28 protein-coding genes are annotated in these 25,021 nt (G+C 64.9%); 11 read left to right on the forward strand and 17 right to left on the reverse strand.

Annotation, left to right across the window (positions count from 1 at the left end; genetic code table 11):
* Nucleotides 1-38: 38 nt before the first annotated feature.
* Entirely contained in the window at nucleotides 39-932 is an 894-nt protein-coding gene (locus AAE021_RS14275; protein ID WP_342022985.1) for a hypothetical protein, read from the forward strand.
* Here AAE021_RS14275 and AAE021_RS14280 read toward each other — a convergent pair.
* Nucleotides 929-1,798 (reverse strand): LysR family transcriptional regulator ArgP, encoded by an 870-nt coding sequence (locus AAE021_RS14280; RefSeq protein ID WP_342022986.1) that lies wholly within the window; start codon nucleotides 1,796-1,798, stop codon nucleotides 929-931. The genes AAE021_RS14275 and AAE021_RS14280 overlap by 4 nt on opposite strands.
* A 71-nt stretch (nucleotides 1,799-1,869) precedes the next feature.
* On the opposite strand from AAE021_RS14280, the gene AAE021_RS14285 reads away from it, so the two are divergent.
* Nucleotides 1,870-2,466: a LysE/ArgO family amino acid transporter gene (locus AAE021_RS14285; protein ID WP_342022987.1), complete on the forward strand. Its 597-nt coding sequence runs from the start codon at nucleotides 1,870-1,872 to the stop codon at nucleotides 2,464-2,466.
* 167 nt (nucleotides 2,467-2,633) lie between these two features.
* On the forward strand, nucleotides 2,634-3,665 hold the full coding sequence (locus AAE021_RS14290; protein ID WP_342022988.1) for an isopenicillin N synthase family dioxygenase: 1,032 nt from the start codon (nucleotides 2,634-2,636) through the stop codon (nucleotides 3,663-3,665).
* A gap of 69 nt (nucleotides 3,666-3,734) precedes the next feature.
* Here AAE021_RS14290 and AAE021_RS14295 read toward each other — a convergent pair whose 3' ends face one another.
* Nucleotides 3,735-4,352, reverse strand: a complete 618-nt coding sequence (locus AAE021_RS14295; RefSeq protein ID WP_342022989.1) for a hypothetical protein — start codon at nucleotides 4,350-4,352, stop codon at nucleotides 3,735-3,737.
* A gap of 55 nt (nucleotides 4,353-4,407) precedes the next feature.
* Nucleotides 4,408-4,581, reverse strand: a complete 174-nt coding sequence (locus tag AAE021_RS14300) for a hypothetical protein (RefSeq protein ID WP_342022990.1) — start codon at nucleotides 4,579-4,581, stop codon at nucleotides 4,408-4,410.
* Nucleotides 4,582-4,837: 256 nt separating this feature from the next.
* Here AAE021_RS14300 and AAE021_RS14305 point away from each other — a divergent pair, with 256 nt between their 5' ends.
* Nucleotides 4,838-5,770, forward strand: a complete 933-nt coding sequence (locus AAE021_RS14305) for a nucleoside hydrolase (protein ID WP_342022991.1) — start codon at nucleotides 4,838-4,840, stop codon at nucleotides 5,768-5,770.
* Here AAE021_RS14305 and AAE021_RS14310 read toward each other — a convergent pair.
* The gene (locus AAE021_RS14310) at nucleotides 5,767-6,819 is read right to left on the reverse strand and encodes a LacI family DNA-binding transcriptional regulator (protein WP_342022992.1); all 1,053 of its coding nucleotides are present in this window, start codon (nucleotides 6,817-6,819) and stop codon (nucleotides 5,767-5,769) included. The genes AAE021_RS14305 and AAE021_RS14310 overlap by 4 nt on opposite strands.
* An 87-nt stretch (nucleotides 6,820-6,906) precedes the next feature.
* Here AAE021_RS14310 and AAE021_RS14315 point away from each other — a divergent pair, with 87 nt between their 5' ends.
* Complete coding sequence (locus AAE021_RS14315; protein ID WP_342022993.1) at nucleotides 6,907-8,406, forward strand: MFS transporter; 1,500 nt, start codon at nucleotides 6,907-6,909, stop codon at nucleotides 8,404-8,406.
* Nucleotides 8,407-8,518: 112 nt separating this feature from the next.
* Nucleotides 8,519-9,574 carry a DNA polymerase IV gene (locus AAE021_RS14320; RefSeq protein ID WP_342025425.1) on the forward strand — a complete coding sequence of 352 codons (1,056 nt, stop codon included), beginning with the start codon at nucleotides 8,519-8,521 and terminating at the stop codon, nucleotides 9,572-9,574.
* 36 nt (nucleotides 9,575-9,610) lie between these two features.
* Here AAE021_RS14320 and AAE021_RS14325 read toward each other — a convergent pair whose 3' ends face one another.
* The 4 genes from AAE021_RS14325 to AAE021_RS14340 form a co-directional block, all read right to left on the reverse strand.
* Nucleotides 9,611-10,045, reverse strand: coding sequence for a hypothetical protein (locus tag AAE021_RS14325; protein WP_342022994.1), 435 nt, complete (start codon nucleotides 10,043-10,045; stop codon nucleotides 9,611-9,613).
* Nucleotides 10,038-10,385 carry a PadR family transcriptional regulator gene (locus AAE021_RS14330; RefSeq protein ID WP_342022995.1) on the reverse strand — a complete coding sequence of 116 codons (348 nt, stop codon included), beginning with the start codon at nucleotides 10,383-10,385 and terminating at the stop codon, nucleotides 10,038-10,040. Before AAE021_RS14330 ends, AAE021_RS14325 begins: the two co-directional genes overlap by 8 nt.
* 36 nt (nucleotides 10,386-10,421) lie before the next feature.
* Nucleotides 10,422-10,577 carry a hypothetical protein gene (locus AAE021_RS14335; RefSeq protein ID WP_342022996.1) on the reverse strand — a complete coding sequence of 52 codons (156 nt, stop codon included), beginning with the start codon at nucleotides 10,575-10,577 and terminating at the stop codon, nucleotides 10,422-10,424.
* 102 nt (nucleotides 10,578-10,679) lie between these two features.
* Entirely contained in the window at nucleotides 10,680-11,699 is a 1,020-nt protein-coding gene (locus AAE021_RS14340) for an NADPH:quinone reductase (protein WP_342022997.1), read from the reverse strand.
* Between the two features lie 172 nt (nucleotides 11,700-11,871).
* Here AAE021_RS14340 and AAE021_RS14345 point away from each other — a divergent pair, with 172 nt between their 5' ends.
* Nucleotides 11,872-12,000, forward strand: coding sequence for a hypothetical protein (locus AAE021_RS14345; protein WP_342022998.1), 129 nt, complete (start codon nucleotides 11,872-11,874; stop codon nucleotides 11,998-12,000).
* Between the two features lie 110 nt (nucleotides 12,001-12,110).
* On the opposite strand, the gene AAE021_RS14350 is transcribed toward AAE021_RS14345, so the two are convergent.
* The 4 genes from AAE021_RS14350 to AAE021_RS14365 all read right to left on the reverse strand — a co-directional run bounded on the left by AAE021_RS14350 (nucleotide 12,111) and on the right by AAE021_RS14365 (nucleotide 15,914).
* The gene (locus AAE021_RS14350) at nucleotides 12,111-13,538 is read right to left on the reverse strand and encodes a DUF2252 domain-containing protein (RefSeq protein WP_342022999.1); all 1,428 of its coding nucleotides are present in this window, start codon (nucleotides 13,536-13,538) and stop codon (nucleotides 12,111-12,113) included.
* Between the two features lie 163 nt (nucleotides 13,539-13,701).
* Nucleotides 13,702-14,226, reverse strand: a complete 525-nt coding sequence (locus AAE021_RS14355) for a CGNR zinc finger domain-containing protein (RefSeq protein WP_342023000.1) — start codon at nucleotides 14,224-14,226, stop codon at nucleotides 13,702-13,704.
* Nucleotides 14,227-14,459: 233 nt separating this feature from the next.
* Nucleotides 14,460-15,065, reverse strand: a complete 606-nt coding sequence (locus tag AAE021_RS14360; RefSeq protein WP_342023001.1) for a class I SAM-dependent methyltransferase — start codon at nucleotides 15,063-15,065, stop codon at nucleotides 14,460-14,462.
* Between the two features lie 69 nt (nucleotides 15,066-15,134).
* Complete coding sequence (locus AAE021_RS14365; protein WP_342023002.1) at nucleotides 15,135-15,914, reverse strand: DUF3592 domain-containing protein; 780 nt, start codon at nucleotides 15,912-15,914, stop codon at nucleotides 15,135-15,137.
* A gap of 272 nt (nucleotides 15,915-16,186) precedes the next feature.
* Between AAE021_RS14365 and AAE021_RS14370 the strand changes: the two genes are divergently transcribed.
* Complete coding sequence (locus tag AAE021_RS14370; protein ID WP_342023003.1) at nucleotides 16,187-16,645, forward strand: universal stress protein; 459 nt, start codon at nucleotides 16,187-16,189, stop codon at nucleotides 16,643-16,645.
* A 4-nt stretch (nucleotides 16,646-16,649) separates the two neighbouring features.
* On the opposite strand, the gene AAE021_RS14375 is transcribed toward AAE021_RS14370, so the two are convergent.
* Nucleotides 16,650-17,174 carry a DinB family protein gene (locus AAE021_RS14375; protein ID WP_342023004.1) on the reverse strand — a complete coding sequence of 175 codons (525 nt, stop codon included), beginning with the start codon at nucleotides 17,172-17,174 and terminating at the stop codon, nucleotides 16,650-16,652.
* Between the two features lie 113 nt (nucleotides 17,175-17,287).
* Here AAE021_RS14375 and AAE021_RS14380 point away from each other — a divergent pair, with 113 nt between their 5' ends.
* A complete protein-coding gene (locus AAE021_RS14380; RefSeq protein ID WP_342023005.1) occupies nucleotides 17,288-18,673 on the forward strand; it encodes an acetamidase/formamidase family protein in 1,386 nt (461 codons plus the stop codon).
* A gap of 15 nt (nucleotides 18,674-18,688) precedes the next feature.
* Here the strand turns inward: AAE021_RS14380 and bsh are convergent, their stop codons facing one another.
* Entirely contained in the window at nucleotides 18,689-19,636 is a 948-nt protein-coding gene (gene bsh / locus AAE021_RS14385) for a choloylglycine hydrolase (protein ID WP_342023006.1), read from the reverse strand.
* Between the two features lie 160 nt (nucleotides 19,637-19,796).
* A complete protein-coding gene (locus AAE021_RS14390; RefSeq protein WP_342023007.1) occupies nucleotides 19,797-20,261 on the reverse strand; it encodes a VOC family protein in 465 nt (154 codons plus the stop codon).
* 104 nt (nucleotides 20,262-20,365) lie between these two features.
* Between AAE021_RS14390 and AAE021_RS14395 the strand changes: the two genes are divergently transcribed.
* Nucleotides 20,366-21,328 (forward strand): helix-turn-helix transcriptional regulator, encoded by a 963-nt coding sequence (locus tag AAE021_RS14395; protein WP_342023008.1) that lies wholly within the window; start codon nucleotides 20,366-20,368, stop codon nucleotides 21,326-21,328.
* 37 nt (nucleotides 21,329-21,365) lie between these two features.
* Here AAE021_RS14395 and AAE021_RS14400 read toward each other — a convergent pair whose 3' ends face one another.
* Together AAE021_RS14400 and AAE021_RS14405 are read right to left on the reverse strand one after the other, a co-directional pair.
* Nucleotides 21,366-22,082 (reverse strand): EAL domain-containing protein, encoded by a 717-nt coding sequence (locus tag AAE021_RS14400; RefSeq protein ID WP_342023009.1) that lies wholly within the window; start codon nucleotides 22,080-22,082, stop codon nucleotides 21,366-21,368.
* A 96-nt stretch (nucleotides 22,083-22,178) separates the two neighbouring features.
* Nucleotides 22,179-22,970 carry an SDR family oxidoreductase gene (locus AAE021_RS14405; RefSeq protein ID WP_342023010.1) on the reverse strand — a complete coding sequence of 264 codons (792 nt, stop codon included), beginning with the start codon at nucleotides 22,968-22,970 and terminating at the stop codon, nucleotides 22,179-22,181.
* 130 nt (nucleotides 22,971-23,100) lie between these two features.
* Here AAE021_RS14405 and AAE021_RS14410 point away from each other — a divergent pair, with 130 nt between their 5' ends.
* Nucleotides 23,101-24,981 carry an AfsR/SARP family transcriptional regulator gene (locus tag AAE021_RS14410; RefSeq protein ID WP_342023011.1) on the forward strand — a complete coding sequence of 627 codons (1,881 nt, stop codon included), beginning with the start codon at nucleotides 23,101-23,103 and terminating at the stop codon, nucleotides 24,979-24,981.
* Nucleotides 24,982-25,021: the final 40 nt, after the last annotated feature.

A 25,021-nucleotide genomic window follows, 5' to 3' on the forward strand; every position in this document is an offset into this window, starting at 1 on the left:
GGTTTAGGGGCTGGTGCCGGCAATGGAATACTGGCACGGTGACTTCTCCCCGCTTTGGTTTGCTGCTCGACGTCGACGGCCCCGTGGCCAGCCCGGTTTCCCGGACGGTTCCGCCGGGCATCATCAGGCACCTGGTGCAGCTGGCGGCCGCCGGCTGGCCCGTCATCTTCAACACCGGCCGCTCCGATGACTTCATCCGCAAGCAGGTCATGGAACCCATGATCGCCGCCGGGCTGTCCGCGGATACCACTGTGCATGCCATCTGCGAGAAGGGCGCCGTGTGGTTCTCCTTCACCGGAGACGGCCCCGGCGAGCCGCAGGTCGATTCGGCCCTCGCGCTTCCGCAGACCTATGCCGACGCCATCCGGGAGCTGGTGGCCGCCAAATACGGCGACCACATGTTCTACGACGAGACCAAGCGCGCCATGGTGTCGGTGGAGCAGCACGTGGACGTGGTCAACGCCGATTATCTGCGGGAGCAGCAGGAGTTCGACACCGACGCCCTGGCCCTGATGCGGAAGTTCGATCTGGGCGTGTGCCGGCTGGATCACCACGCTCCGGACAGTGACGACTCGATCGACTACCGAATCGATCCCACCATCATTTCCACCGACATTGAGGCACTGGGGGTCGGCAAGGACCTCGGCGCCCGCCGTGCCCTGTCCCTGCTGGCGGACGCCGGCACCGAGGTGCCGCACATCTGGCGAACGGTCGGGGATTCCCGGACCGACTACGCCATGGCCGACGAGCTCCATGCCCTCGGTTACGACGTCGCCCATGTGGACGTGCGCCCGGCCGACGGCGTTCCGGACAAGCTTTATCCGGTGCTCACCGCCGGCGAGCGGATCCATGAGGATGCGGGCGGAGCCTACTTTGAGCGCTGGGCGGCGATGGCCGCCGGTGAGGCATCTGACGACGACGCCGTCAGCTAGCTTCTCAGCTGACGGCTGGCCCGGCGCACCGCGGCCGTGAGCCGGTTCAGCCGCTCGGACTGGAGTGTCCAGGCCTGCCAGTACAGCACGACGTCGTGGTGTGCCCGCGTGTCGAGCAGCTCCAGCCTGCCGTCGTCGAAGTCCGATCCGACTTGGAGTTCCGGCACCATGCCCCAGCCCAGGCCGGCCCGGACGGCTGCCACGAAGGCTTCCGAGGACGGAACGATGTGCGTCGGCGGTGTGCCGGCGACGCCGTGGGATGCGAGGAAGCTGCGCTGCAGGTTGTCCTTCGAGTTGAACTGCAGCACCGGCATCGCTTCCCAGTCCACCCCGTCCGTCCGGGTGAACCGTTCCCGAAGTGCCGGGGCAGCCGCTGGAACGTAGCGCATGGCTCCCAGCCGCACGGCCCGGCAGCCGTTCACCGGCGACAGATCCGAGGTCACCGCGCCCAGCACGTCGCCCTGCCGCAGCAGCTTGCTGCTGTGGTCCTGGTCCTCCACATGCAGGTCCAGCGTGGTGTCGGTCCAGCCGGCAGCCTCCTCGAGCAGCGGCAGGAACCACGTGGCGAGGGAATCAGCGTTCACGGCCACGGGTGTGGCGGTCACTGCCGACCCCGCCGAACCCAAAGCTTCGCGCGCCTCGGCTTCGAGCAGCTGCACCTGCCGGGCCAGGCGCAGCAGCGCGGACCCGGCGTCGGTCGGGGTGCAGGGCACGGCGCGCCGCACCACAACCTGTCCCGCCGACTTCTCCAGTGCCTTGATCCGCTGGCTGACCGCGGAGGGGCTGATGTGCAGACGGTCCGCGGCAGCCTCGAAGGTGCCCTCATCGATGACGGCGGCCAGTGCGCGCAGGTGTTCAAAGTTCATGAAGAAAATCTAATGCATGCGCAGAATCTTTCGTTTGCCTGTGCCCTGCTCGCGGAACTACCGTCGAATCCATGTTGAGCATTTGGGGCACCGGGTTACTGACCGGGCTGGGACTGATCGTGGCCATCGGGGCGCAGAACGCGTTTATCCTGCGGCAGGGTATTCGCCGCGAGCACATCGCCGCGGTGGTGGTGCTCTGCGCGGTGAGCGACGCGGTCCTGATCCTGGCGGGTACGGCGGGCATCGGTGCTCTGGTCGAAAGCTTCCCCCGAATCCTGGACATCCTGCGCTGGGGCGGGGCGGCGTACCTCACCTGGTTTGCGGTGAGGTCCTTCATCTCCGCCGCGAAACCCGCCGCGCTGACCGGTCAGGCGCCACGCTCCCGCGGCTCCGTCATCAGCACCACGCTGGCGCTGACGTTCCTGAACCCGCACGTCTATCTGGACACCGTGGTTTTGCTGGGCAGCCTGGCCAATCAGTTCGGCGAGTCGGCACGATGGATTTTCGCTGCCGGGGCCGTCCTGGGCAGCGTCCTGTGGTTCACCGGCCTCGGTTACGGCGCACGCGCCTTGTCCGGACCCCTGAGCAGGCCGCGGACCTGGCAGGTGCTGGACCTGCTGATCGGCGTGGTGATGCTCGCCCTGGCGGTGAAACTGGTGCTGGGCTGACGCCGCGTCACTTGCTGTACAGGCTCGGTAAACGTGTCGCAGCAAGACGTTATGTGACGCCAACGCCACGGTGCGCTCCGATAAAGCTGCAGGTCAGAAGCGGTACGGGCGTCAACCGCGTAACAATTGCTACTCACTTGACAGCGTCCGGGTGTAGCTTCGCAACCATGACTGCGATCCCCGCCTCCATCCCCGTTTTGGACCTGAGCACCGCCCGCAACTCCGACGGTTCCTTCAACGCCGACTTCATATCTGCGCTGCGTGATGCCACCCACCGCATCGGCTTTTTCCAGTTGGTTGGCTACGGCACCGGTGAATCCAAGTGGGAGGATCTCTTCGACGTCACCAAGCGCTTTTTTGACCTGCCGCTGGAGAACCGGCTGGCGCTGGACAACCGCAAGTCCCCGCATTTCCGCGGCTACACCCGCCTGGGCACCGAGTTGACCCAGGGCCGACCGGACTCACGCGAGCAGATCGATTTCGGCCCGGAACGCGAACCTGTTGCGGATTACCCGGCCGATCAGCCGTTCTGGCTGGTTCAGGGACCCAACCTCTTTCCCGACGAGGTCCTTCCCGAGCTGCGGGAGAAGTCCATGGAATGGGCAGAACTCATGTCCGAGGTGGGTGCGGAGCTGCTCAGTGCCATCGCCGTATCCCTCGAGCTGCCCGAGGACCATTTTGCCGAACCGTTCGAAGGCTCTCCGGCCTGGATGGCCAAGCTGGCCCACTATGTTGGCGGCGAGGTCCAGGAAGCCGGCACCCAGGGCGTGGGCACGCACGCAGACTATGGTTTTGTGACGCTGCTGCTGCAGGATTCCGTGGGCGGGCTGGAGGTGCGCCCGCACGAGTCGGACACCTGGATTCCGGTGGAACCGATCCCCGGGGCGCTCGTCGTCAACCTGGGTGAAATGCTCGAAGTGGCCACCCAGGGTTACCTCTCCGCCACCATCCACCGCGTCACGGCTCCGGCGCCGGGTGTGGACCGCTACGCCATTCCGTTCTTCTGGTCCCCGCGGCTGGACGCCGTCATCGACCCGGTGGAGCTGCCCGCCGAACTCGCGGCGCAGTCCCGCGGCATCTCCGATGACCCGGAAAACCCCATGCTGGCGTCCTACGGATCCAACGTCCTGAAGGGATGGCTGCGCGCGCATCCCCAGGTGGCCAAGCTGCATCACCCGGAGCTGCTCGCCTCGAAATAGGCCCGGAGCACGACGGCGCCGCCCTGGCTGGTTGCCGGGCGGCGCCGTCGTGCGTTGGGCACGAGGAGGCTAGGCCTGGCTGAGCTTCCTGCCCTTGCGGTACGCACCCGTCGATCTGAAGTACGCGTTTGACGGCTTCAGGAACAGCAGCACCGCTGCTGCCAGCGACAGGAGGACGGATGCCAGCGTCACCCACGCTGTCTCGTAGACCGTCACGAGGCTCGCGAAGAACTGCACGCGCGTGTTCAGCGTGGTGAAAATGACGACGACGACCAGGACTATCCGAGGCCACCCGAGGCCCATTCGCGACAGCATGGCGATAGCTGCGAGGATGACGGCGGTAATCACACCTGACCAGACATAACCGGAGATTTCCCCGCCCACCCAGATGGGAACGTTGTCCGGCCCCAGCCCGTTCTCGATGAAGGATTTATGCTCCTCCTTGTTCACGGCCCAGATCCCCACGGGTATCCGAATGAGCACCAAAGCTGCTGCCGCGAGCAGCAGCCAGAAGGCGGCTTCCACTGTCGTCGGGCGCGCAGGAGCTATTGCAGGCACTGCCGGCCGGTCTCCCGCATAAGGATTATTGGTGGCGTCCTGCACCATTTTCTCGGACAGGCTTCCCCATAAAGCTGGCTGATTCCGCGGCGGATTCGCCGCGGCGGTAAGTAGCCTGTCCGAAAGCATGCTTATTTTTTGTGGAAGCATCAACCCCAGGTTAGCAAGGGACCTGTCGGGGCGTTTATATGCGGTCGTTCCCCTTTGGTGCCCGCCGGACTTCGAAGCCTTTACCGCTGGTCGTCGGCGGATATTTTTCGGCGTCGGTCTTCTTGAATCTGAGCAGAAGCAATGGGACAGCCACAAGAAATACAACCGTTGCGGTCACGACAATAAACAATGCGGTTTCGGGTTCCATGGTTAGCCCTTCACTCGTGGTTTACCAGTACTCAATGCACAGTACGCGGAGGCGCTCAAGACCAACGATGCAGATCGTTCAAGGCAGCCCCCTCGCTGCAGAAGCCCCACCCCGAGGGGGAGCCTTCCCTGGGGCGTTCGCGCATCCCGTATGCTCGACGCCGTTGCGTGCTGCCACCTCACGCCATGGTTGTTGACCGGTCAGGATTTTTGTGTAATCGTTTACGCATATTCGTTGTCAAACTCAAAGGAGAGCTATGCCCACGCCAGTAATTCTCGATTGCGACCCCGGCCACGACGATGTCTTCGCGATATGGCTGGCAGCGGGCAATCCCTCAATTGACCTGTTGGCGGTCACCACCGTCAGTGGAAACGGATACATCGAGCACACAACTCACAACGCGCGCGTGGCTCTGACGGTAGCGGGAATAGACAGCGTCCCTGTAGCGGCTGGAGCGGCCGATCCACTCAAGCGGAAACTTACCCCCGGAGCGTGGATTCATGGAGACAACGCTTTGGGCGGACCCGAGCTGCCGAGCCCTACCGTCCCACAGGATCCGAGGACCGCTTTGGATCTCATGTCCGACGTCCTAGAAAGCGCAGCGGAACCAGTCACGCTGATTCCGACCGGCCCCTTGACAAACATTGCCGTGTTGCTGCAAGCACGACCCGACCTCGTCTCTCAAATCAAAGAGATCGTTTGGATGGGTGGTTCCACGGGACGCGGAAACGTCGGGGCATACCCGGAGTTCAATGCCTGGGCAGATCCGGAGGCGGCAGACATCGTTGTCCGATCTGGACTGCCTCTGACGATGGTCGGGTTGAACATCTCGCACCAAGCGTTGGTAACGGAACAAGTTATCCGCAGCATCGCTGCGGTTGGAAACCGCACCAGCGCTTTCGGCGTCGAACTGCTTCGTTACTTCTGCAGCTCGTATGAAAAGGTGGAAGGCATGCCTGCGGGCCCGCTGCACGACCCCATCACTGTGGCCCTGGTCATCGATCGGGCTGTCGCGACGATCACGAGATCCCACGTTGATATCGAGACGAAGGGGGAACACACCGCAGGGGCGACGTGCGTCGATCTTCACAACATGCTGGGCCGGGAACCTAACGTTGACATAGCCACAACCCTGGACGTGGACCGATTTTGGAACCTCATTACAAGCACTCTTTCGGAGCTGGCCTAGCTGGATGCGGCCTCGGCGTCGGCGTTCTCCGTCTCCGGGGCCGGTACGCCGCCGGTGGATGCAGCCGCCCTAAGAGACGGGGACAGCCTGCTGAACATGACCGGTGCGTCCCGATCTGCGATCCTTCGGACCAGGGCGCGCACCGTTTCCCGGGCCAAAGAAGCAAATGGCTGCTCAATAGTGGTCAGCATCGGGTCGCAGATATTTGCCAGCATGGTCCCGTCGAACCCGGTAATCAAGACATCTTCAGGTATCGATAGACCGGCCTTTTTCAGCCCAATCACCAAGCCGGTAGCGATGAGATCGTCACCGGCAATGACCGCTTCCGCCATGGACCCCCGCGTAGCCAACTGCTGCGCTGCCCGCTGGCCAAATTCGAGCGTGAACTCATCCAGGATCGGATCCTGCATCACCATCCCCATCCGTGTTGCCTCACGTTCATAGGCCTCCCGGCGTTCTCTGCCCGCTGACGTGGTGGAATCCGAAGCGACCAGCACGACTTCCCTCACTCCGTGCGAATTGAGATGCTCCATAAGCAGGCTCATTCCCCTGCTGTTATCCACACCTACATAGTCGACTGCTACGCCCTCCACCCGTCGATCGAGTTGTACAAGCGGAGTTGTACGCGCCGCATCTTGGAGAGCAGGCGCTGACTCCTCTGCATCCGAAGGGACCACAATGATCCCCTCCACCCTCCGTTCAACGAGCATCCGCAGCCGCCCCTTCTCCCGGAGGGTCTCCCCGTGCGAATCCGCTATCAACAGATCCAAACCATGATCAAGCAGCTCAGCCTCAAGGTGATGGACCAGCTGACCGAAGAAGGGATTACTGATGACCGGAACGACCACCCCGACAGTTCGTCCGGTGCCTTCCCTCAGCGCTCTGCCGAAAACATTGACCCGATAGCCCAGCCTTGAGGCAACGCGAACCACATGGGCCGTGGTCTGCTTCGAGACGCGGCTCTTCCCCGTCAGCGCCCTCGATGCGGTGGCGATGGAAACGCCTGCGGCATCGGCGACATCCTGCAGCGTAACGGGATCCTTCGCCATGTCCCCTCCTTCGTTCCGGTCCTTTGACCCTATCGATAAATGTGAAACGTCTTGCCCGATCCAGAACTCAACGGTACTTTGTGTGTAATGGATTACGCATCTTCTTGCGTTTCTCCCTCAGAGTCCTTCACCAACACAACGAAGTGGAACATGTCGAACATCGCAGATACGGTCACTACCGTTGCCCCTCCCCGCAGTGAGCGCCGGACTGTCGTCGCGCTGATGGTGGCCTTGCTTTCGGCCTGCCTGGCGTTCCAGCTCAATGCCAGCATGCTCAGTCCAGCTCTTGTAACCATGGAGCGGGCGCTTGATGCCACGGGTGCACAGATTGCATCCACCCAGACCGCATTTTTTACGGCGGCAGCACTATTTACTCTTTTCCTCCCGCGTTTGGGAGACCTCGTTGGACGGCGACGCGTAATGGTCGGCATGTTGCTGACCATGGCAGCGGGTTGTGTGATCGCAGCGTGCGCCACAACGGTGCCCATGCTCTATGTGGGGCGTTTGGTGCAGGGAGCATCCGGACCAGTCGTTCCGCTCTGCCTCCTGATGCTCCGTTCTGTAGTCAAGGACCCCAAAACCTATGGAACCCTTATGGGTGTGGTTGCAGCGGTAAATGGTGGAATTGCCGGAGTGGATGCCCTTCTCGGGGGCTACCTAGCCACGAACCATGGCTTCGAGTCGATCTTTTGGACCATGGCGGGCGTCGCGCTCATATCGTCTCTTCTGGTAAAGCTGCTTGCCCCCGAGTCCAAGGCCGGCACCCCCGGCCGGATGGACTGGACTGGGTCCGCGTTCCTTGTTATTGCTATAGGTTCGATGCTCATTGCGCTGAATGAGCTCGGCAAGCTCAAGGCCGCGAATTCCGCACTTGTCCTGATGCTGGCCGTTTTGGCTGTGGTGTCTTTCGTTTTCTTCCTGAGGACTGAGTCCCGATCTCCCCATGCACTGGTCCCCACCCACCAGCTCAAACAACGTTCGACATGGGCACTTTTCACCACATCGTTACTGACATTGTCAGGGGTCTTCGCCGTGATGAACGGTATTGTTCCCGCCATTGCGCAGAACACCGAAGTCGGCCTCGGCATGAGTGCTGAAGAAGTGTCTTGGTGGGTCCTCATGCCTTACGCCCTCGCCGGACTCCTGGTGGGTCCATTCGCGGGCCGGTTGGCAGCCTCAATTGGATATCGAACCATGCTGCGTATCGGGCTCGCGGGAACAATTATCGGCATTCTCATGTTTGTCGCCACGCTTGGCTCCAATTCGAGAATCGTTCTGCTGCTGCTTTCCGTTGCAGTGGGAATCACTTATGCCGGAATTGCCAACATTATGCTGAATGGATTGGGGATCGTCCTCTCTCCCACGGAAAATCCGGGTTCCCTTCCCGGACTCAACACCGGAGGTATCAACCTTGGTGCCGGTCTGAGTTTTGTGGCTATCTACACTGCACAGACCCTCTTCACTCCGGACGACGGTGCCGTGGCACCGGGGTTCATCGCCGGGCTCGCTACTGGGGCACTCATCCTCATCGGTGCGTTGGTTATGTCTTTCCTGATTCCTCGCCCGTCAGCAGCGGAAGTGCGCTGAGCAATACCATAAAGACAGGTCGACCGCCTCCGGAAATCCTCGCTGCCAGGGAAAATCCGGTGCGCGGCCGCGGCGTTTGCGGCACACTGGTCCCGTGGACGTAAACCCCTGGGTGCTGCACGTTGACCTCGACCAGTTCATTGCGGCGGTCGAGGTGCTCCGGCGCCCGGAACTTGCAGGCAAGCCGGTCATTGTCGGCGGCCGCGGAGACCCCACGGAACGGGCCGTCGTCTCCACCGCTTCCTATGAAGCGCGGGCCTTCGGGGTCGGGTCCGGCATGCCGCTGCGGATCGCGGCCCGGAAAGTGCCCGACGCCGTGATCCTCCCAGTCGACGCTGAAGCCTACCTCGCGGCGTCGGACGCGGTGATGGCTGCGCTGCGCAGCCAGCCCGGCGCCGTCGTGCAGGTTCTGGGGTGGGACGAAGCCTTCGTGGGAGCCGAGACCGAGGATCCGGAAACCTACGCCCGCCAGATCCAGGCGGATGTCCTGGAGCAGACCCAGCTGCACTGCAGCGTGGGCATCGGCGACACCCTGATCCGGGCCAAGAACGCCACCGATTTCGGCAAACCGGCCGGCGTTTTTCGCCTGACCACCGAAAACTGGCTCGAGGTGATGGGAGAGCGGCCGACTAAGGACCTGTGGGGCGTCGGCAACAAAATCTCCGGCCGGCTGGCCAAGCTCGGCATCACCACCGTCGAGGAACTCGCTGCGTCGGATCCCTCGACGCTGGTTCCCGAGTTCGGACCCAAGATGGGGCCCTGGTACGCACAGCTCGGCCGTGGCGACGGCACCAGCACCGTGGATGACACCCCCTGGGTTGCGCGCGGGCACAGCCGCGAAACCACCTTCCAGCAAAACCTCACCGAGCCGGATCAGGTGCACAGTGCCGTGCGGGAGTTGGCGGCGCAGGTGCTGAAGGACGTGGAAGCCGAGGGCCGGCCGGTGATCGGGCTGACGCTCAAGGTCCGGTATTCGCCATTCACCACCAAGACGCACGCCCGGAAGATTCCGGAGACGTTCGACCGGGAGGATGTCTTCGCGCGGGCCCTGGATCTGTCCGGCGCGATCGAACCCGGCCGCCCCATCCGGCTTCTGGGCCTGCGGGCTGAAATGGCGATGCCCGACGACGCCCGCAAGGGACACACGCCCACGCGCGGCGGCTGGTGAACCCGCTCAGGCAGGGCTAATCCAGCAAGAGGACCATCAGCCCTCGCCCGCGGGAATCCGCCACGACGACGCGCTGCGTTTTGAGCGCGCGCCCGCCACGAGCAGAAGCGCAAAGAACGCTGCGATCCCGGCTGCCCCCAGAACGATCCGGAACCAGGGAGGCAGGCCCCAAAGGGTGGCGGAAGGTGAGAGCAGGCCAAAGACACCCGAAATCAGGACATACGCCCCTCCGCCGGCCAGAACCACGGATGAAATGACCAGTGCCCAAAACCGGGCCAGCCGTGACCGCGGCGCGAAATTGTCTGCATACTCGCCGGGCTGGCCGAACGCGACAGCGGGGTCCTCCCCCGACTCCGTCACATGGCTTTCAACTTCACGGACTATTTGCGTGACCGCCTCGTCGGGAACACCCCGGAATTCGAGTGCGTCGCGCAGGTCTTCGAAGTATTCCGCATGGGGCTGCTCAGCCATTGCCTGCCTTCTTTCCAGAAATGATCGACGTCGCGTTAGCGGAAAAGATTCCCCAATCCGCCCGCAGGGAATGAAGCCGTTCCTGTCCTGCAGGCGTGATTGCGTAGTATTTCCGGCCCGGACCGCCGTCGCCGTCGCGCCATGCCGCCGTGAGGTCCCCGTCCTGCTCAAGGCGGGCCAGCAGCGGGTAGAGAGTGCCTCCCTTGACCACTCCCAGCCCGCCTTCTGCCAGCCGCTGCCCGATGAAGTAACCATAGGTTTCTTCCTCGCTGACGATGGACAGGACCGCTGCGGCAAGGACACCCCTCAGCCACTCGGACGGCCACTGCGAAATTTCCATGACTAGATGATGAACCCATCTAGTTGGTAAGGCAACCTAGTTGGAGGTTTTTGTTCCACGGCTGCGGCGGAACTGGGCAAGGAGCGAGCCGGTGAGCTGGCTGAGTTCGGTGGCCCGGAGCAGCCTCAGCATCCCCGCGTAGACGGCGGCCATCACAACACCGCCCACGGCCAGGACGACGACGGCGGCCACGTTCCCGAGCGAGAAGGCGGCACCGAGGGATCGCTGATGGATCCTTCGGCGCCGCGCAATGGAACCGGGGCTGACTTCATGTCAGCCATCGTTCCAGAACAATCAGGCGGTCTCGTCCGCCACGCGGATCAGCACCTTGCCCGTGGTGCCGTTCTCCACGGCGTCGTGTGCGGCAGCAGTGTCCTCCAGCGGGAACCAGGTGAGGGGAAGCCCGGCCGATTCCCCCACCGGCAGGGCGCCGTCGCGCAGTGCGGCGGTGATGTCCTCAGCGGCTGCCTGGTGCGCCTGCGAGCCCACGGTGTAGACGAGAACGCCCTGCCAGCGGACGTTCTTCGCGAAGCTGGGGATGACCGGCACGGTGAATTCGTCGCCGTTGTTGTTGGCGTAGTAGGCGACGCTGCCGTGGTTGGCGATTACCTCGACGTCGAGGGCCGCGTTCTGCGCCGGGGACACCTCAACGATGTGGTCGACGCCGTCCGGAGCGATTTCGCGGATGCGGTCAGCTTCCGCGTCGTCGGGATAGCGGACGATGTGGTGCGCGCCGGCGGCACGGGCGAGCTCGGCCTTGGCATCGCTGCTGACCGTGGCTATGACTGTGGCGCCCGCCCAGACGGCGAGTTGGATGGCGGCGTGCCCGACGGCGCCGGCTCCGCCCTGCACCAGGACCATGCGTCCGTTGAGGGCGTCCGGAGCAAGCCGGGACGGCCCAAACTCGTGGACGGTCAGGGCCCGGTGTGCGGTCATTGCGGGCACGCCAAGGCTGGCAGCGACGTCGAAACCAATACTTTCAGGCAGCGGCACCACCCGGTCGGCCGGCAGAACCGCGAACTCCTGGGCGGTTCCGGTGGGACGGCCGTGTGCGGCGAGGTACACCCACACCCGATCTCCCACCCGCGGCTGCGTGACGCCGTCACCGACGGCGTCGACAACCCCGGCACCGTCCTGGTTCGGCACCACTTCGGGGAAGGGCACGCCACCGGCGCGGGCCTTCCAGTCGGTGGGGTTCACCCCGGAGGCGAGAACGCGGACCCGCACTTCACCGGGACCGGGTGCGGCGACATCGCGGTCGACGAGAGTGAGGACGGAGGAATCGCCAGCGGCGGAGTACACGATTGCTTTCATGAGCACTAAAAGAAGCAGAATCCGCGTTCTATTCCCGGGGTCCCTGCCCGTGTCATGAAAAAGGTGGCCGCAGGAGGGGTCACAAAACGCTGGAGGTGACGGAGGATGGGTGTACCAAAACCGGGGCCGATGGCATTGTGCCGGAGGCCGCAAAGATGGAAGGCAGAAGCACATGGCAGATCTGGGCGGTATGGCAGACAAGGCAAAGGACGCCGCGAAGGACAACCCGGAAAAGGTTGACCAGCTCAAGGACAAGGCGAAAGACGCCGTCGACGGCAACAAGGATGACGACAAGAAGTAAACGCTGCTAAACCACACGCCGGGCCACCCAAGCGGGATGGCCCGGCGTCTGGCTGCCCGTTGCCGTTCAATCAGCAGGCACCGATCCGCGCCGTTATGTCTCCTCGGTGGTTATGTCTCCTCGGTGGCTTCGAGGCGGCCCGAACCGACTGCGGCGGCGAACGCCTGGTAGTCCCTGTCATTCTGATCGGCATACCGCTGGGCAAAGTCGGTGATGGATGCATCGAATTTGTCGCTTTTCCCGAGGTACGCGGTGATCGCGATCGGGTCACCTGACCGGGCGTGGTCCCGGGCCAGGGTCCAGCCGCAGGCCCGGGCATAAAACTCCATCCCGGCCGGGCGCATCGCCTCCACCACGGCAGAGCCCTTCATGTCCCGCAGCTGCCGCCAGTACAGAAACCTGTTGTCCTGCACGCCCTTGGTCCAGCCCAGGAAGATGTCGCTGGCGGCCTGCAGCATCCGCTGGCCCTGGACCACCCGCTCGCCGGGCTGCCTGAACCTGCTCTTGGGCAGGTGGTCCTCCAGGACTGATCTCGTGGCTTCCTTGACCTGAAGGAACAGGGGGTCCTGCTGGTCGCGGCCCTGCAGCAACACTATGAAGGCCCGGGTGCCCACACTGCCCACTCCCACAACCTTGCGGGCGGCATCGATGATTTCGTACCGCTCCAGCAGGGTTCGCCGGTCCGCCTGCAGCGATGACCGGTAGGACCGGAGCTGTTCGTGCAGAGCCTGCTGAACCTCATCCCCGGACATGCCGTATCTGTCTTCCAGCTCCCGCAGGGGGATCACAAGGGGTGGTTGGCTGACAATCCGGTACTGCCCGTCCACCCGTTCCCCCAGTTTGGAGAGTGCCTGCAGGCTGTCCCGGGTACGGGCCTTGGCCGCGGTCTTTTGCACCGTTTTTTCCACCCGGCGGGACTGCTTGGAACCCTTGCCCTTGCGGGCCCCCTCCCCCGACAACATGCGTTGCAGCATGTCTTCGGACAGCCGCGCATACCAAATCTCCAGCGTGCTCAGCTGCGCGAACTCGGCCATCGCTTCGCGGTAGGCCGTCACCGCAGCCAGGGCCGCCTCCCGGGCTTGGCTGTCGGTAAATTCGTTGTTGCGCGCCGCGATGACAAAGCTTGCCGCCAACCGCTCGACGTCGTACTCGAAGGGCCCCGGCAGGGTTTCATCAAAATCGTTCAGGCCAAACAGCAGGTTCCGCTCCGGCGAGGCGAAAAGGCCGAAGTTGGAGAGGTGGGCGTCTCCGCATAACTGCACGCGCAGACCGGCCCGCGGGGTGTCCTTCAGATCGGCGGCCATAATCTTGGCCGCGCCCCGAAAGAAAGTGAAGGGGGAAGCAAGCATGCGGCTGTGCCGCACCGGCACGAGATCCGCCTCCCTGGTGAGGTCCTGTTCCTCCAGCAGGGCAACCGGGTCAGGTCTGTCGGGCGCCGGCGTCCACCCCGCGTGGCTGGAAACTGGAGTTGTCTCCCGGCACGCCTTGCCGGCTGCCGCCCGCTCCTTGACGGTCAGGTGCTCGGTTTTCTCGGCCATGATCGGGTGCTCTCCCTTGGTCGCCAGGACCCGGACAGGGGCAACAGCACACTGCCTGCGGACATTGTCCGGTTGATTAAGCGTGGCAGGATCCCGCCCGTTTAGACAGGGTTTTTCGAGCATCGGGGCGCCGGGCCGCAAGACTCGATGCCTGGAGGAAGAATCAGCCGGCAGCACCCCGGGACCGGTGCCGCCGGACGGCCGCCCGGTTGGCGCAGCGCACGGAACAGTACTGCTGCCGCCCGTTGCGGGTGACGTCGACAATCACGTTCCGGCAGGGCTCGGCCGCGCATACCCCGAGCCGGTGCATGCCGCGGGTGACCAGATGCAGGGAAGTGCCCACACTGATCACGGCCCGCAGCACCGCCGGCAGCGCCTGGTCATCATCACGGTAGTGCAGGTGCCAGCCTTCACCGTCGTGGTCAGTGAGCCGGGGATACGCCGCCGCCCCCGCCATGTGGGTATTGAGCAGTGCTGCCCGCTTGCCCGGCTCAGGCGCGTGGACCACCGCCAGCCAGTCCTCGATCACCCCGCGGGTCCGCGAATGATCGTCCGGGCATACGGGGAACTCCATCGTCATCCCGAACTCCCGGGTACGCTCCACAATCCCCGCCCTGGAGTCCGGCCAGTCGTTGGCCAGCGACGCCGCCAGCAGCACGGCGTATTCGCCGTAAGGGTTGAGATGCATAAGGGCATTACATCATGCTGGAGTCCATGCCTGACACCCCAGTCTCAACCCAGAATTTCCGCCGGTCCCGAAACCCCGACCATGAGCACTCCTGGATGACGGAGTCCAGCCACCGGGTGTCCCGCGGATTCATCCTGTACGTCAGGTGTTCCCAGTGCGCGGCGAGACGCGTGGACTTCCAGACGCCCGCACAGCCGGTCCCGTCCGGGATCAGCAGAACTGTTTAGCGTGGGCTAGGCCCGGCCGAAAACGGCCACCAGGAAGTCGGAATCAGGAGCGAACGGACGCAGGTCCCAAGTGGAGAACTTCTGCTGGTTCTTGAGACCCGCCACGGAGGCGTCTTCCAGGAACTGGCCGAAATCGTAGCCGCGGCCCGCCCCGAACCCGGTGACCAGACGGCCGTCGTCAGCCAGGTGGTTCCGCATCCGGGCCAGCACTTCCCGCTGGGTTCCGGGGGCGACAAACGTCATCACGTTCCCTGCGCAGACAATAACGTCAAACGGGTCTGCAATGCCTTCGGCGGGCAGATCCAGTTCCGCCAGGTCGCCGACAAACCACTGCACCTCCGGGAAGTCCTGCTTTGCCGCCTCGATCAGTTCAGGATCGACGTCGACCCCGACGACGTCGTGTCCGTGGGCGGCGAGCTCGCCGCCCACGCGTCCGGGACCACAGCCCGCGTCGAGGATGCGCGCCCCGCGCGGCACCAGTGCGTCGATCAGGCGGGCCTCACCGTGCAGGTCGGCCCCCTCCTCGCGCATCTGCTGGAACCGCGAGATGTACCAGGCGGAATGGCCGGGATTCTGCCGCTTTTTTGCTTCCCAGAGAGTTTCGTTTCGCATCTCTCCAGCCTACGCGTCACGCCGGCAGCGGCAGGCCCACGACCGAGGACGAGGACGCGTCCGGGCGGATCAGAGCCTGCGGGCTTCCCTGACGTTTCGTCGTCCCGCGAGGTAGAGAAAGAGGGGAAGGATCAGCAGAACGGCGGTAACAACGAGGGCGATCTTCACCTCCAGCGGAGTTCCCCCGGAAAGGTCCCGCTCGCGGGTCTCGTCAAAAAGCACAAAGTGCGCTGCATCCTGCGGATCCACGTACAGCCGCACCGATTCTCCGCTGCTCCATTCCGGATCGGGGAATGACTTCTTCTGCGTCCGGGTCTCCTTAATGGTTCCCTCGGCCTCGCCGCCCTGGGCGGGGTAGCTGATCTTCGCCGTCGTGGTGGTGATGTAATCCCAGCCGGAACTGCTGTTGCGGTAGTGGTACCGGTCGGTTTCATGCTCAACGGTTACATCGCCAACGACTGCCGTGGTGGCCACCCCCTTGGCCTCGAGCCAGGCGTAGTCATCCTGCGTGTCATAGGCGTGCTGAATCCAGAAGGCACTTCCCGCAACGATCAGCGCTGCCAGAACCAGCGCAATGTGACGGAATATCCCGGTTTTGCGGGCCAGCCTTTCCGCGTTCCACCCCGGCGCAAAGTACCCCGTGCCCCGGCCGTCATTGATGTAATACCGGGTGGTGTTGCTCATTTCAAAGGCAAAGCGGCTGGTGCTGCGGTTCGCGGAGCGGGTCCATCCTTCCGGCGGCAGAAACGGTGCGTTATCCCCGGGTGCCTTGCCGGATGAACCCGTTTCTCCGTCCCGGTCAGTTTCCTGTTCCGGAGCCGGACCGACACCGGAGGGTTTTTGCTGCACGTGCTGCCTTTCTTTGCGGTCAATCATTTTTTGCGCACTCATCCGTTCAAAAGGCGCGGGCCGTTTTGGTGGGGGGAGTTCAAAAGGCCCAGGTTGTTTTGACCCACGGAGGCAGACTAGCGCGGAGTGACAGGCCGGTTCACTCTGTGACGGCAGCGGCAACCGTTGGTGCCGGCAGGAAACGGGTGTCCCGGCCACTTGTGGCACCGCGGACCCTGCCGCGGCGGTGCCCGTCGACGTTAGAGTTCAGTGAACCGGGGAAAGGCAGAAAAATGAGCAACAGCAGCTCGTTCACCGTCGTGGTTGGTTTTGACGGATCAAGGGATTCTCAAGCAGCACTGGACTGGGCCGTGGAGGAGGCCCGGCAGCGCAGCGGGCAGCTCCATCTGATCACCGCGTGGACCAAACAGCCCATGTCCTGGTACCCGGCGGTAATGGAAACGGCGGTGGGTGGAATCGCCGTTGCCGATTCTCCGCAAGAGGATGCCTCGGCAATCCAGGCCAAGGCGCTGAGGTCCCTCGAGGAGAAGGGCGTTCACGCCACCGGACAGGTTGTTCACACCCATTCAGCTGCGGCTGCCATCCTGGATGCCGCCGCTGACGCGGATCTTGTGGTGGTGGGCTCCCGGGGCCATGGCGGGTTCATCGGACTCCACGTCGGGTCGGTAACAACGCACGTCGTCAACCATGCACCGGCCCCGGTCCTGGTTGTCCGCCCGAAGGCTTCCTGAGCCGTCAGCTCCGGGGCCGGACATCCCAGAGATGATGCAGCGCGTCGTGAAGGAAATAGCGGGCCAGTGAATCCACGGTGAAACCGCTGCCGTCCGAACGAAGGCCGCGCTGGCCCAGCTGGACGGGTTCGACGGCGGCAAAGGCTGCCGCTGTCTGCTCCGCCTCCGCGGTTAGCTCATCGGCCACCACCGCCGGGTCCTGTTCCGCGTACCGCTCGGCAACGGCGGTTGCGTCCTGATCCCAGTCCGCGAACCCGGCGCCGTCATCCTCGAGCATCAGATTCAGGCGCATCCGGTAGACCCGGCACAGGTCCCGGACATGGGCGCCATATTCCAAGGGCGACCAGGTGCCGTCGTCGGGCCGCTGGTCCGCGGCCGGTGCGGCGAGAACGCCCCGCCAGTCCTCGCCGCTGCGGCGAAGCAAGACCGGCACATCGCGGAAATCCGTTGCAGCGGCGTCGAAGCCGCACTCCGGGCAGGGACGTTCCAGGACCCAGGTCCAGTTCTTGGTGTCGGGAGTTATGGCCATTGGCACATCCTAGGGGAACGTCCCCGGCAGTGCTAAGTCTTCCGTTCATCCGCCTGAAACAGCGCTGAAACTCCGGCTGGCTAGCTTGATGGCACAAGCTACAGGAGGACACCATGAACAGAATGCTGATTGGCCGTGAGGCCGCCGAAGTGCTGACCAAAGGGCTGGGCCGCAGGGGTTTCCTCGGAGCCGCGGCCGGTCTTGGCGCCCTGGCTGTCACCACCGGATGCACAGGCCCGGCCCGGGCGGGGTCCACCGCTGGTTCGACGGCGGGGCCTTCCACTGCGGGCACGGCCGGCCCGGGCCCTCAGCCAGGGCAGGTCCTGCAGCCGCACACCGGAGACATGCCCGGCGACCATTACCTCGCCTCCACACCTGAGGATGTGCTGTGGGGCTACGTTCCCACAGTGCATGCAACGCCGGTTGCCCGGATGAAGTCAGGCCAGACCATCACCATTGATGCCCTCTCGCATGAGGGAATCCTGGAAGACCAGGGACGGGATCCGCTCTCCTTCTTCGGCAGCCACGGGGTGGACGGGGACGGGGTGCTGCAGGACGCCGTCGACATCGCTGCGGACTACAACCGCACCCCGCGCAACTTTGATACCGACGGACCGCACGTGGTGACCGGCCCCGTCGCGGTGGAAGGGGCGGAACCCGGCGACGTGCTGAAAATCGAGACCCTCGCCGCAGTACCCCGGGTTCCGTACGGCGTCGTGTCCAGCCGGCACGGCAAGGGTTCCCTGGCCGTGCAGAAGGGCCCGGCCGCACCGGACGGCATCACGCTGGAGGAAGTCATGCCGCCGGCAGCCCTGGACAACCGCGCCTCCGGCATCCCCACGGATTATCACAATGTCTCAGTCTTCACCGCGGTCGAGGACGGCAAGGGCGTGATGACCAGCGGAGATATGAAGGTGCGCTTTCCACTGCGTCCGTTCATGGGCATGATGGGCGTGGCCTTCGCCGAAAGCAGCGGACTGACCGATCCGGAGGCCAACTCGGTGCCGCCCACCCTCGGCGGCGGCAACATCGACATCCGCCACTTGGGTCCGGGGTCCACCTTCTACCTGCCGGTGAAGGCCGACGGCGCACTCTTCTATGTGGGTGATCCGCACATGGGAATGGGCGACGGCGAGGTGGCCCTGACCGCGATGGAGGGGTCCCTGCGCGGCACCTTCCGGCTAACCGTCTGCAAACCCGGTGCCGGTGACGCCCCGGAACTGGCACACCGGTATCCGTTCGGGGAAACGGCGGAGGCCTGGATTCCCATCGGCCTGTCTGATCCCGACGGCCTGGGCGGCGGAGGAGTCAGCAGTGACCTGAACGTGGCCATGCGCCGCGCCGTCGTCAACGCCCTGGACTTCCTGGAGCAGGAGAAAGGCATGGACCGGGCCGTCGCCTACGCCTACCTCTCCGCGGCCGCCGATTTCGCCGTCTCACAGGTAGTGGACCGGACCGTGGGTGTGCACGGGCTGATCCGCAAGGCGGACTTCAGCTGACAGTCCGGCGAGGGGCTAGACGACCACAAGCTCCGTTCCGTCGGCCGCATGGTCGGCCATCGCCACGCTGCGGACAGCGGGGTCCTCGTAGGTGTTCCAGTAATAGGTCATGGTCCGGGAGGAAAAGAGCCCGGTGTAGGTGGTCTTCTCAAACTCGCCCGAGCCCATGGCCGCGCTGCCGTCCACCATGGCAACCTGCTGCAGGGTATGGAAGGCGCGGCTGACGTTCTCTTCCTCGGTGCTCTTGCCGGGATAGTGCGCGTGGACGTAGGCCGCCCGCACAAACCGCGACGGCGAGTAGTAGTCACCGGGGATCCCCCGCATCAGTGACCCGGAGCCAAACGGCACCAGATCCGCCCGGTTGAGCACAATTTTCTCCGGGAAATCGGGTGATGCGTTGAGGTAGTTGCGCAGGTTTTCGTGGTGCCAGCCGAAGCCGGGCTGGTTGGCGAGGACGTCGACGTCGTCATCAAAAACGTGCAAACCGTCGCTGGTGTACTCCACCACGATGGCACGTTTCGAGTCGCCGATGATCCAGTGCAGCAGAGAGCTGGGGTACTTATCATTGATCGGCCGGTCGACGATGACGACGTCGGCGAGCGCCGCCTCAACCTCGTCAACGCTGGCGAACTGGGAGGCCACCCAGAGCGGAAACTCGAAGGCGGCAACGTTGGTTGCTCCATCAACCGCCTCCGTCGCGTACTGCGCGTAGCCCGGGAAGTTGAGGCCGGCAACGGCCAGGCCGGCGTCGTTGCCGCAGTCGAAATAGAGCGGGGTGTCCTCCTGCACGATGCCCATCCCGATGACGGCATGCCGGATGGCCGGCACCGCACCGAACGGCGATTTAGTCGTATATCCGGTGGGCGTCACCACCACCCGCTCCCCAAAGTCAGAGGTCCAGTCGAGGTTGCGTGCGAGATAGAGGTTGCCGCTGCCGTCCGAGTATCTGATACCTGTGCACATAGTGGTGCTCCCCTTAGTGACTAAGCCCAACGAAGGCTGCCTCGGTGTCCGGCGGACCCTGTTAAAAGGCTAGGTCCGGAGCCCGGGGGCGTCGATGGTACGCCCGCCAAACCCGGCCTCCTGACCCGCATTCACGCTGGGTGGCCTTTGGCCCAGGGGATCAGCGTTCGGAAGGTTCGACGTCGATCACCCACGTCACGCCAAAGCGGTCGGTGAGCATGCCGAAGCCGGGGCTCCATGCGGACGCGGCGAGAGGCTCGATGATCTCCGCACCGTCAGCCAGGCTGTTCCAGATCTTGGCGACTTCCTCGAGGGTTTCGCCGCGGAGGGACTGGAAGAAGGTGCGGTCGGTGACCGTAACCCCGTTTTCGCGGCGGGTGGCACCGGCGGTCTCGGTGATGTCGGCGTTGTCCCGGCCGGGAATGTCATAGGCCATGAGACGGAAGCCGTCCGCGGTCTCGACCTGGCCGAACACGATCTTGTCAGCACCCGGGGCTTCCTTCGGCATCCCAAAGTCGCCGTAGGTGGCCATGCTGAGGCTGCCGCCAAAGACCGACTGGTAAAACTCCAGTGCCTGGCCGGCGGTGCCGCGGAAGTTGAGGTGGGTGGTGGTGGCGATACCCATGGGATCTGTCCTTTGACTCGACGATGAACACGATTTGTGTCCTGAAAACAGCCTGAACCCAGTAGCGGACAGGTTATGTCCTCTTTTTCGGAGATACTCGATCCATGCCAGGAACCTCATCGCGCATGCTCGCCCTGCTGTCGCTGCTGCAGTCCCGCCGGGACTGGCCGGGACAGGTCCTCGCGGAGCGCCTGGCCGTGACCCCACGGACCGTGCGGCGCGACGTCGACCGGCTCCGCGAACTCGGCTATTCCATCACTGCGGCCAAGGGGCCGGACGGCGGCTACCGGCTGGCTGCAGGCTCGGAGCTGCCGCCCCTGCTTTTCGACGACGAGCAGGCGGTGGCCATCGCCGTCGCACTGCAAAGCGTCCCGTCCACCGGCGTCGACCTGGACGACGCCGCGGCCCGCGCGCTGACCACGGTTCGCCAGGTGATGCCCTCGCGGTTGCGGCACCGCATCGACGGCATCAGGTTCACCGACTCAGGCGCGTCCGCACGGGTGGACCCCACAGTCCTTGAAGCCCTCAGTACCGCCACCCGGGACCAGCGGATAGTCAGGTTCGATTACGGCGAGGAGCCGACCGGTCCGGCCCGGCGCGCGGAACCGCACGCCGTCGTCGCTCGCCATGGCCGCTGGTACCTGATCGCCTGGGATCTGGACAAGGCCGGCTGGCGCCTCTACCGGCTGGACAGGATGACGCCGAAATTTCCGCCCGGCGGGCCGTTCACCCGGCGGCCGATCCCGACCGGCGACGCGGGCACGTTCCTCTCCGCGCGGTTGAAGGGGTCCGACGGCGGCAATGTCTGGCCCTGCTACGGGGAACTCCTGATCGAACTCCCTGCCGTGGAGATTGCACCGTGGCTGGGCGACGGCGAACTGGAGCAGGTATCCGATGCTGCCTGCCGCGTCCGTGTCGGTTCCTGGTCCTGGGCCGGGCTGATGTCCTGGGCCCTGCGCTTCGACGCTCCATTCACCGTGCTTGGCCCCGACGCGTTTCAGAACTCGATCTCCGGCCTCGCCGCCCGGGTCGCCGCAGCCGACCCCGGTCCGGGGGCCACCGCCTGATACCGATGCCGCCCCGGATCCGGGCTGAGACGGCTAACTACACTCGTGCCGCGGCGTCGGGAACTGAGCCGAAACGCACTGGCGGGAGCTCCTCAAAGGCCGGCATCGCAAACCAATATCCCTGGAACAACCGGATGCCGGCTTCCTTGAGCACCAGGAACTCTTCCTCGGTTTCAATGCCTTCGGCCAGCAGCGTGATGTCGAGTTCGCTGGCGATCCCGACGATTCCCGCCACGACGGCCTGGCGGGCCGGGCTGGTGTCGATGCCGCGGATGAGCTTCATGTCGATCTTGATCAGGTCGGGCTGGAAATCGACCAGAAGGCCCAGCCCCGCGTGCCCGGCACCAAAATCGTCGACGGCGGTGGTGAACCCATGCTTGCGGTACTCGGTGATGATGTTCGTCAGGTGCGCGGGGTCGGCAACTTCCTCGTTCTCCGTGAACTCGAACATGATGGACGAGGTTGGAAAGCTGGTGCGCTTGGCCGCCAGCAGCGTCGCCCGGAGGCAGGCGGCCGGTTCGTAGACCGCCTTCGGCATGAAGTTAATGGAGAGCATCAGGTCCTCGCCGGCGGGGAACAGCCGCGATGCCAGCTCGATGGCCTTGACGCGGCAGTCCTGGTCGAAACGGTACTTCTGCTCCGGCGATACCTTGGACAGGACCTCGAAGGCACCCTCGCCCGACTTTCCGCGAACCAGCGCCTCGTAGCCCCACACACGGCCGGCGGCGGCGTCGTAAATCGGCTGGAAGGCCATGCTGAAATCAAACCCCAGTTGTGTACCTGTTGTGCAACCCTCGCAGGCCATGCGGCGCCCCCCTCGCTGAATAAGTCCACCGTAGTGCATGTCCTGCTAGACCACGCTGGTCAGCACGCCGCCGTCCACGCGCACCGCGGCTCCGTTCGTTGCGGATGCCCGGGGACTGACTAGGAAGGTCACCATTGCGGCGATCTCGTCGGGTTCAATAAAGCGCTCCAGCAGCGACGTCTGGTTGGTCCCGATGATCGCCTGCTTCATGTCTACAACGGACTGCCCGGTGGCGGCGGCGATGCCCTCCACAGTGGCGGCGACGCCGTCGGAATACGTGGGTCCGCCCAGCACGGAGTTCACGGTGACGCCGGTGCCGCGGGTGAGCTTCGCCAGACCGTTGCCCACGGCCATCATGGCGGCCTTGGACGCGCCGTAGTGGATCATGTCCGCAGGCACGTTGACGCCGGATTCACTGCTGATAAAGACGATCCGGCCCCAGCCCCGTGCCAGCATGGCCGGCAGCATTCGTTGGGCGAGCAGCGCCCCGCTGAGGGTATTCACCTCAAAGTACCGGCGCCACTCGTCCGCGGAAATCTCCGCAAACGGCTTCAGCTCAAACAGACCGGCATTGTTGATCAGGATGTCGACGTCGGCCAGTTCCGCGCACAGCCGCTCCATCTGCTCCGGCACGGCGAAGTCTGCGGCGATGCCGTCCACCGATGCTCCGGGCACCTCACCCCGCAGCGTCTCGACGGCGGTGGCGAGCTTCGCGGCGTCCCGGCCATGAAGCGTTACGGCGACGCCCTCGCGGGCCAGCATCCGGGCCACGGCGTAGCCGATTCCCTGTGTGGAACCGCTGATGAACGCGGTTTTTTCTGCGAGCTGCAAATCCATGGTGTTTCCTATCCCGCCGCGTGGAAAGCGGCCGTTGCCGGCGTCGGGCCTTCCGGCGCGGCTTCACCTGACGATTCCACGCCCGGATCAGCGCCCGATCAGCGCAGTGCCCGCGCACTAGAATCAGCAGGTGAATAACCTGCGGATCCGTGTTCTTGGCCCTGTTGACGCCGAGCACGCGGGCACCCCGCTTCGCCTGTCCAAGGGACGGCACCGCGAGATCCTGGGCATCCTGGTTGCTGCCCGCGGCGGGACGGTGTCCACGCAGAGGCTGATCGATGACCTGTGGGAGGACACCCCGGCAGGGGCGGTGGGCGCCGTCCGCACCTTCATCGGCGAACTGCGCCGCATCCTCGAACCGGACCGCCCGCCCCGCACTCCCCCGGAGGTTCTGCTGACCGCCGGCGGCGGCTATGCGCTTCGGCTCCCGGACGACGGCGTCGACCTCTGGCGGGTTGAACATCGTCTCCAGCGCGCGGCCGGGATGGGGCTGGAAGCCCGTGAGCGCGCCCTGACCGCGGCACTGGATGAGTGGCACGGCAGTCCGTTCGAGGAATTCAGCACCCGCCTCTGGGCCACGGCCGAACGGGCGCGGCTGGCGGGACTCCGGGCGGCAACGGTTGAGCAGCTGGCTTCAGCCCGGCTGGACCTCGGCCGCCCGCAGGATGTCCTGACGCTGCTCGATGCCCATATCGGCGAGCACCCGTGGCGGGAGGAAGGCTGGCGGCTGCTGGCCCTGGCCCTCTACCGCTGCGCCCGCCAGGCCGACGCGCTCGCTCTGCTGTCCCGCGCCCGTTCCACCCTGCGGCACCATCTGGGCCTCGATCCCGGCACCCGGCTGGCCGGGCTCGAACAGCGGATCCTGCGCCACGATCCAACGCTGGACTTCACGCCCGACGACGGCGCCTCCCTCCTTGCGCGGACCGCCGCCGCCGCCGGGCGAACCGGCGAGCGGGCGCAGCTGGAGGGGGTGGCGCAGCTGCTTCCGGTGCTGGCCGTGTCCGGATCGGTGCAACTGGCGGCCGAGCAGCGGCTGGCGGCCATAACTGCGGCGGAGCAGTTCGGTGATCCGGAACTGGCGGCCCGGGTCATTGGCGGGTTTGAGGTGCCGGGGAGCTGGACCCGTTCGGATGATCCGGTTCAATCGGCGGCGGTCGTGGCGGCTGCGGTCCGGACGCTGGAGGTTCTGCCGCCCCAGACATCGGACCGGGTGCTGGCGCGGTTGCTGGCCACTATTGCCATGGAGTCCCGGGGCACTGCGGGCAGGATGGCGGAGGCTGCCGAGGCCGAGCGGATTGCCCGGAAGTTGAACGATCCGGCGCTGCTGTGTTTTGCGCTCAGCGCCCGGTACCAGCAGACCTTCGCGGCGGCCGGGCTGGCCAGCGTCCGGGAAGTTCTTGGCACCGAGATCATCGCGCTGGCCGTGGACGCGGAGCTGCCCACCTTCGAGATCCAGGGCCGGCTGATCCGGATGCAGGCACTGTGTGCGCTCGATGACCTTGGTGCTGCCTCCCGGGAGGCGGATCAGATCGATGCTCTTGCTGTCCGCTTCGACCGGGCGCTGGCAATGGCCTTCACCGGCTGGTTCCGCTGGACCTTCCTGCAGGGCCCTCTTCCGCCGGGTGGAGACGAGATGCCCGGGTTCAGGACCGGCCTGCCCGCCCTGGCGGGATTGACCATTGCTGTTCGGAACGGCACCGCACTGCCGGACGGGGACTTCGGTCCCTACGAACCGTGGGTGCGGCCGCTGCTGCTGGCACGCGGAGGCCGGCCGGTGGAGGCCCGTGCGGCGCTCGGTAGAGTTCCGGAACCGCCTCGGGACCTGTTGTGTGAAGTGTTGTGGTCCCTCATCGGACTGGCTGCCATTGAAAGCGGCGATCGGGCCGCTGCCCAACGGACCTATGCCAACCTGCTGCCGGCAGGAGGCGAACGCGCAGCCGGCAGCGGCGCCGTCGATCTGGGCCCCGTTTCCGAGTTGTTGGCTGCTCTCCGGCCGTTGCGCGATTGTTGACGCGGCCGGAGCAGCGTCTCCCGCTGCCTACCCGAGGCTC

It is taken from the genome of Arthrobacter citreus (assembly GCF_038405225.1).
Taxonomy (GTDB): Bacteria; Actinomycetota; Actinomycetes; order Actinomycetales; family Micrococcaceae; genus Arthrobacter_B; species Arthrobacter_B citreus_A.

Coding starts and splice junctions, on each gene's coding strand:
- AAE021_RS14310 (WP_342022992.1), bottom strand. CDS start 6,819: ATGGCGAAGGATCCCGTTACGCTGCAGGATGTCGCCGATGCCGCAGGC.
- AAE021_RS14300 (WP_342022990.1), bottom strand. CDS start 4,581: ATGGAACCCGAAACCGCATTGTTTATTGTCGTGACCGCAACGGTTGTA.
- AAE021_RS14370 (WP_342023003.1), top strand. CDS start 16,187: ATGAGCAACAGCAGCTCGTTCACCGTCGTGGTTGGTTTTGACGGATCA.
- AAE021_RS14390 (WP_342023007.1), bottom strand. CDS start 20,261: ATGGGTATCGCCACCACCACCCACCTCAACTTCCGCGGCACCGCCGGC.
- AAE021_RS14330 (WP_342022995.1), bottom strand. CDS start 10,385: ATGGAAATTTCGCAGTGGCCGTCCGAGTGGCTGAGGGGTGTCCTTGCC.
- AAE021_RS14355 (WP_342023000.1), bottom strand. CDS start 14,226: ATGCATCTCAACCCTTACGGCGAATACGCCGTGCTGCTGGCGGCGTCG.
- bsh (WP_342023006.1), bottom strand. CDS start 19,636: ATGTGCACAGGTATCAGATACTCGGACGGCAGCGGCAACCTCTATCTC.
- AAE021_RS14400 (WP_342023009.1), bottom strand. CDS start 22,082: ATGGCCTTCCAGCCGATTTACGACGCCGCCGCCGGCCGTGTGTGGGGC.
- AAE021_RS14305 (WP_342022991.1), top strand. CDS start 4,838: ATGCCCACGCCAGTAATTCTCGATTGCGACCCCGGCCACGACGATGTC.
- AAE021_RS14350 (WP_342022999.1), bottom strand. CDS start 13,538: ATGGCCGAGAAAACCGAGCACCTGACCGTCAAGGAGCGGGCGGCAGCC.
- AAE021_RS14380 (WP_342023005.1), top strand. CDS start 17,288: ATGAACAGAATGCTGATTGGCCGTGAGGCCGCCGAAGTGCTGACCAAA.
- AAE021_RS14395 (WP_342023008.1), top strand. CDS start 20,366: ATGCCAGGAACCTCATCGCGCATGCTCGCCCTGCTGTCGCTGCTGCAG.
- AAE021_RS14290 (WP_342022988.1), top strand. CDS start 2,634: ATGACTGCGATCCCCGCCTCCATCCCCGTTTTGGACCTGAGCACCGCC.
- AAE021_RS14360 (WP_342023001.1), bottom strand. CDS start 15,065: ATGCGAAACGAAACTCTCTGGGAAGCAAAAAAGCGGCAGAATCCCGGC.
- AAE021_RS14345 (WP_342022998.1), top strand. CDS start 11,872: ATGGCAGATCTGGGCGGTATGGCAGACAAGGCAAAGGACGCCGCGAAG.
- AAE021_RS14285 (WP_342022987.1), top strand. CDS start 1,870: ATGTTGAGCATTTGGGGCACCGGGTTACTGACCGGGCTGGGACTGATC.
- AAE021_RS14315 (WP_342022993.1), top strand. CDS start 6,907: ATGGATTACGCATCTTCTTGCGTTTCTCCCTCAGAGTCCTTCACCAAC.
- AAE021_RS14405 (WP_342023010.1), bottom strand. CDS start 22,970: ATGGATTTGCAGCTCGCAGAAAAAACCGCGTTCATCAGCGGTTCCACA.
- AAE021_RS14325 (WP_342022994.1), bottom strand. CDS start 10,045: ATGGCTGAGCAGCCCCATGCGGAATACTTCGAAGACCTGCGCGACGCA.
- AAE021_RS14340 (WP_342022997.1), bottom strand. CDS start 11,699: ATGAAAGCAATCGTGTACTCCGCCGCTGGCGATTCCTCCGTCCTCACT.
- AAE021_RS14295 (WP_342022989.1), bottom strand. CDS start 4,352: ATGCTTTCGGACAGGCTACTTACCGCCGCGGCGAATCCGCCGCGGAAT.
- AAE021_RS14375 (WP_342023004.1), bottom strand. CDS start 17,174: ATGGCCATAACTCCCGACACCAAGAACTGGACCTGGGTCCTGGAACGT.
- AAE021_RS14280 (WP_342022986.1), bottom strand. CDS start 1,798: ATGAACTTTGAACACCTGCGCGCACTGGCCGCCGTCATCGATGAGGGC.